The sequence below is a fragment of the Fibrobacter sp. UBA3718 genome (assembly GCF_002371935.1).
In the GTDB taxonomy this organism is placed as follows: domain Bacteria; phylum Fibrobacterota; class Fibrobacteria; order Fibrobacterales; family Fibrobacteraceae; genus Fibrobacter.
This window is the reverse complement of the sequence record NZ_DFHR01000008.1, coordinates 69018-74634: the sequence shown is the minus strand read 5'-3', so window position 1 is coordinate 74634 and position 5617 is coordinate 69018. Positions and strand designations below refer to the sequence as shown.

General features: G+C 57.7%; 3 protein-coding genes. All 3 read left to right on the top strand.

Annotated elements, in window-relative coordinates:
* Positions 1-8: 8 nt before the first annotated feature.
* The 3 genes from B4A77_RS02290 to gap all read left to right on the top strand — a co-directional run bounded on the left by B4A77_RS02290 (position 9) and on the right by gap (position 5334).
* Entirely contained in the window at positions 9-2195 is a 2187-nt protein-coding gene (locus tag B4A77_RS02290; RefSeq protein WP_290730100.1) for a hypothetical protein, read from the top strand.
* 1 nt (position 2196) lies between these two features.
* Entirely contained in the window at positions 2197-4137 is a 1941-nt protein-coding gene (locus tag B4A77_RS02285) for a hypothetical protein (RefSeq protein WP_290737929.1), read from the top strand.
* Positions 4138-4332: 195 nt separating this feature from the next.
* Positions 4333-5334 carry a type I glyceraldehyde-3-phosphate dehydrogenase gene (gene gap, locus B4A77_RS02280; RefSeq protein ID WP_072811949.1) on the top strand — a complete coding sequence of 334 codons (1002 nt, stop codon included), beginning with the start codon at positions 4333-4335 and terminating at the stop codon, positions 5332-5334.
* Positions 5335-5617: the final 283 nt, after the last annotated feature.

The window sequence follows — 5617 nt, the reverse complement described above, 5'->3', positions numbered from 1 at the left end:
TCTGTTCTATGGTCCTCGATCAGCAGCGCAAGATATTCCATGAGTCGTGGTACCGCCTTGCGGGGAGTAAAATCTCCCTCAGGGCGAGTGTCCGCGTCCACAGGCAGACCTACCGCGGTGTACTTTGGTACGTACTTTACGAACCGTTTACGAACCAGTATTACCGATTGCCTCGCGGGGCATACGACTTCGTGTCGCGCCTTTCGCCCGACAAGACGGTGGGTGAGGTGTGGAGCGCCATGCTCAAGGGTAGCGAAGGCGAGATGCCCGGCCAGGGCGAAGTCATCGAGATGCTTGCGCAGCTGTACCAGGCGAACATGCTCATGTACACGGGTGTGGACGATGGCGCAAAGCTGTTCGAGCGCAACCGAAAGCAGAAGCAGAAGAAGGTCAAGGCCTCGCTCTTGAACATCTTCTTCTTGAAGGTGCCGCTGTTCGACCCCGATGCCCTGCTCAACAAGCTGCGTTGGCTTATCCGCTTCTTGCTGAGCAAGCCTTTCGCGCTCGTGTGGCTTGCGACGGTTATCGTTGCCGCGAAATACGGAATCGAGAACTTCGATGCCCTCAAGGACCAGAGTTCGGGATTCCTTTCGCCGTCGAATATCGGCTGGGTCTACGTGTGTACCGTGTTCGTGAAGCTCTTGCACGAATTCGGCCATGCGAGCGTCGTCAAGCGCTACGGGGGCGAGGTGCACACGCTGGGCGTGATGTTCATGCTGCTCGTGCCTCTTCCGTACGTGGATGCGACGGCGAGCTGGTCGTTCCGCAAGAAGTCGAGGCGCGCTCTGGTGGGGGCCGCGGGCATGCTCACGGAATTCTTTATCGCCTCGGTCGCCCTGATTGTCTGGGCGAACCTTGGCGGTGGACTCGCCAAGAACCTTGCGTACAACGTTGTTATAATGGCCTCGGTTTCTACCGTGCTGTTCAATATCAACCCGCTCATGCGATTCGACGGCTACTATATCCTGACCGATTTGCTGGACATGCCCAACCTGCAGCAGAATTCGGTACGCCACCTCAAGTACCTGCTGGAACGTTACGTGTTCTTCAAGCGCGATGCCGAGGCGGTTGCCGAGACCTGGCTCGAACGCGTGATTTATTCGGTTTACGGAGTCGCCTCGTCGATCTACAGGATTTTCCTATTTACGGGGTTCATCGTCACCATCTCGCAGCACTACCTGATACTTTCGTTTATCATGGGGGCCCTCCTTTGCCTGACGATGGTGATTATGCCGGTGGGCAAGTTCCTCAAGTACATCTTCGCAAGCCCCGGGCTTGCGCTGGTGCGTAACCGAGCCGTTTTCGTGACGGTTCTGGTGCTCGGCAGTGCCATATCGCTTTTGTTCTACCTGCCCGTTCCCGACACGTTCAAGGCTCCCGGCGTTATAGAGGCGGCGCGGTACGAAAACACGACGGTGGGCGAGGGCGGCCTTGTTGCCGGTGTGTTCCGCGGCGAAAAGGCGAAGGTCAAGAAGGGCGATACGCTGATGGTCCTCGAAAACCGCGAACTCGATTTTTCGATTGAGGAAAAACGTGCGCAGGTGAGGGAGGCCGTGCAGGCCTACTACCAGGCGCTGGACCGCGCTCCCGAAAATATGCTGCCGCTCGAAAAGCGGCTGGGCGTGCTGAGGCAGGAACTGGGCGACCTGCTGCGCTACCGCGACAAGTTGACGCTTGTGGCCCCGATGGACGGCATTTGGGACGTGAAGAACCCGGACGAGTACGTGGGCCGCTTTATGCAGCGTGGCGATTCGATGGGGATGGTGCTCGATACGACCGCATTCGATTTTTTGGCGGTGGTGAGCCAGGAGGAGGTCTCTCGCCTGTTCACGGAAAAGCCGCGCAAGGTCTCGGTGCGGCTCAGCGGCGACGCCTTTACCGAAATCCCTGTCGATAGCGTTTCGGCTATTCCTGCGGCGCGTGACCGCTTGCCTTCCGCTGCGCTCGGGTGGCTTGGCGGTGGCGAAATCGAGACGCGTGCCTCGGGCGGTGCGGGGGATGGGTATGGCGAACGTACTGCGGAACCCGTCTACCTGGTGCGTGCGACAATCAACAGGGACGATGCGGCCCTGGCGGGCATTGACTGGGCGCACGGCCGTTCGGGCAAGATTCGTTTCCATTTGAAGGATACTCCGCTAGCCCTGCAGGGAATCCGCAAGGCGCGCCAGGCCCTGCAAAAGTACTACAAGATGTAATATGAACCTTACCGACAACTACCGACTGACATCTTGCAAGCAAGTGAAAAAGATCCCGACGGGCCTCGATGCCCTGATGTCGCGGATGGTCGGGAAGTTCAAGGGCCGCAGGGGAGTGCTGCGCGGGCTTTTGAAAGATGCCCGGAGTATCGACCTGTGGAGCCGTTCTTTTACGCAGCTCGACGATGCGTCCCTGAAAAAGCGCATGGCGGACATGCAGGCCGAACTCAAGCGCCCCTTCGCGAAGAGCGCTCTCCTGAAATCGTTTGCCCTGGTGCAGGAGGCCGTGTCGAGGACTCTCGGGTACCGGCCGTATATTGAGCAGTTGACGGGAGCGCTTGCGCTATACCGCGGGTATGTCGCCGAAATGTCGACTGGCGAGGGCAAGACGGTTACGGCCGCCATGTGTGCCGCCGTGCGGGGCTGGAGCAAGCGCCCGTGCCACGTGATTACGGCGAACGACTACCTGGCTGCACGCGATGCCGAAATCATGAAGCCGCTCTATTCGTATTGCGGGGTGAGCGTCGGGGCGGTGACGGGTGCGATGAAGCCTGCGGAGCGGCGCGAGGGGTATTCGGCCGACGTGACTTATTCTACGGCGAAGGAAGTGCTGGCCGACTTTTTGCGCGACCGGATTGCGATGGGGAATTTTCAGGATTTTGGCAAGCGGCTCGTTAGCGCCACGACCATGAATATGGAACGCCTGAAGTCGAACCTGGTGCAGCGCGGGCTTTATACGGCCATAGTCGACGAGGCCGACAACGTGCTGATTGACGAGGCCGTGACCCCGCTGATTATTTCGCGCGAAAAGAAGAACGACGAGTTCAACGAGGCGTGCCGCCTTGCGTACAAGGTATCCGAAAAGCTGAAGCGCCGTACGGATTACGAGGTGGACTACAAGAACCGCACCATACGCTTTGTTGTCGATATGGAATCCCGCCTGGACGATATCGGCGAAGAGATTTCGTTTGCCCGCGCCGGTTTTTTGAAGGATTTGGTGCGGCAGGCGCTTGTGGCCCGCGAACTGTTCGAGTGTGGCCGCCATTACGTTGTCGAGGAAGGCAAGGTGGTGATTGTCGACGAATCGACAGGCCGCAAGATGCCCATGCGCTCGTGGAACGGCGGGCTGCACCAGATGATAGAAATCAAGGAAGGGCTCGAAATGAGCGGCCTCAAGGAGACGGAGGCGCGAATGAGCTTCCAGCGCTTCTTTAGGCTCTACAGGAATTTCTCGGGCATGACGGGTACGGGCAAGGAGGCCTCCGCCGAATTCTGGACAATCTATGGTGCTGCCGTGGTGTGCATCCCGAATCACCGCAAGAGCAAGCGCAAGGTATCGCACCTGAAGACTTTCGCAAGCAAGGACGCCAAGCGCCGCGCCATCGTGAAGGAGGTCATCCGCATGCACGAGAAGGGCCGCCCCATCCTGATTGGCACGAAGGACATAGACGAAAGCGAATACCTTGCCTCGGCAATCGAATCGAAGGGCCTGCATTGCCGGATTATCAATGCGGTGCGCTGCGAGGAAGAGGCCGCCATCGTGGCCGAAGCGGGCAAGTTCGGGGCCATTACGGTCGCGACGAACATGGCCGGCCGCGGTACCGACATCAAGATTCCGGACAAGGTCAAGAAAATCGGCGGGCTCCACGTTATTGCGACGGAATGCAACCCTTCTTCGCGCATTGACCGCCAGCTTTTCGGCCGTTCGGCACGCCAGGGCGACCCGGGGAGCGTGAGCCACTACGCCTCGTTCGAAGACGATGTGCTGCGCCGTAACCTGCCGAACGCGCTTGCCGTGGCGTTCAGGCACCTTGGACCCTTTTCCGCCCTTTCGGTGCGCTGGGCGCAGCATCGGGCGGGCAGAAAGGCTTACCAGAGCAGGCTTTCGGTACAGCGCACCGATACGTGGCTTGAGGATTCGCTCGGGTTCAGCGGGAACTAGTCCCGAACCGCACCTGCCGGTCGGGGAGGGGGCAAGCGGGGGAGTCCGTGCTCCCTTAATCACTAAATATCGGTCTTTTGTCTTTTTTTTACTCCAGAACTACACAAAGACCGCCTTTTTTTGTATCTTTGACGCCAGCAAAGCACCACCCTAAAGGTGGCTAGCAATTTCAACAATAAACAAAAGGATCCAATAATGGCTCTCAAACTCGGTATCAATGGTTTCGGCCGCATCGGCCGTATGGTCTTCCGCGCTGCTGTGGAAAACTTCTCCAAGGACATTCAGGTTGTCGGTATCAACGACCTTCTCGACGTTGACTACCTCGCTTACATGCTGAAGTACGACTCCGTGCACGGCGCTTTCAAGCACGACGTGTCTTTCGAAGGCAACTTCCTCATCGTCGATGGCAACAAGATTCAGGTGTTCGCCGAAAAGGATCCCTCCAACATCACTTGGGGTGCCCTCGGTGTTGACGTCGTTGTGGAATCCACTGGCTTCTTCCTGACCGACGAGCTCGCCCGCGCCCACATCAAGGCCGGTGCCAAGAAGGTCATCATGTCCGCTCCGTCCAAGGACGCTACCCCGATGTTCGTTTACGGTGTGAACCACCAGACCTACGCCGGTCAGGACATCATCTCCAACGCTTCCTGCACCACCAACTGCCTCGCCCCGATGTCCAAGGTCCTCAACGACAAGTTCGGCATCAAGCGCGGCCTCATGACCACCGTTCACGCTGCTACTGCTACGCAGAAGACCGTCGACGGCCCGTCCAAGAAGGACTGGCGCGGTGGCCGTGGCATCCTCGAAAACATCATCCCGTCTTCTACGGGTGCTGCTAAGGCCGTGGGCAAGGTTCTCCCGCAGCTCAACGGTAAGCTCACCGGTATGAGCCTCCGCGTTCCGACCTCCGACGTTTCCTTCGTTGACCTCACTGCCGAACTCGAAAAGCCGGCTACCTACGAAGAAATCTGCAAGGCCATGAAGGAAGCTTCTGAAGGCGAACTCAAGGGCATCCTCGGTTACACCGACGAAGCTCTCGTCTCTACCGACTTCCGCAACGACGCTCGCACTTCCATCTTCGACGTCAAGGCTGGCATCCAGCTCGACCCGACCTTCGTGAAGGTTTGCGCCTGGTACGATAACGAATGGGGCTACAGCAACAAGGTTTGCGAAATGGCCCGCGTCATCACCAAGTAATTCTCTAGCGAGTTTTACAGGAAGGCTCCGCTTCGGCGGGGCCTTCTTTATATATTATAGTATCTTATATATATCGATGCGGGTTGAAATTTTTTTCTCTTTTTTTCGGTGCTATCCCTTGCCAACATATGTTTCGTTAGGTATCTTTGTGGCATGATGAACTTTGTGACATGTGCAACTCTCAACCGTCGTTGGTGGCGCGGACTCTGACATAGAGCCCGGTATTTGTCGCAAATCATCCAAGATTTTAAGCAAAGGCTTCCGGACTCGCGGAGGCCTTTCT

What these genes read in the sequence shown, in the direction of transcription:
- B4A77_RS02290 (WP_290730100.1), top strand. Translation starts at nt 9, where the DNA reads ATGGTCCTCGATCAGCAGCGCAAGATATTCCATGAGTCGTGGTACCGC.
- B4A77_RS02285 (WP_290737929.1), top strand. Translation starts at nt 2,197, where the DNA reads ATGAACCTTACCGACAACTACCGACTGACATCTTGCAAGCAAGTGAAA.
- gap (WP_072811949.1), top strand. Translation starts at nt 4,333, where the DNA reads ATGGCTCTCAAACTCGGTATCAATGGTTTCGGCCGCATCGGCCGTATG.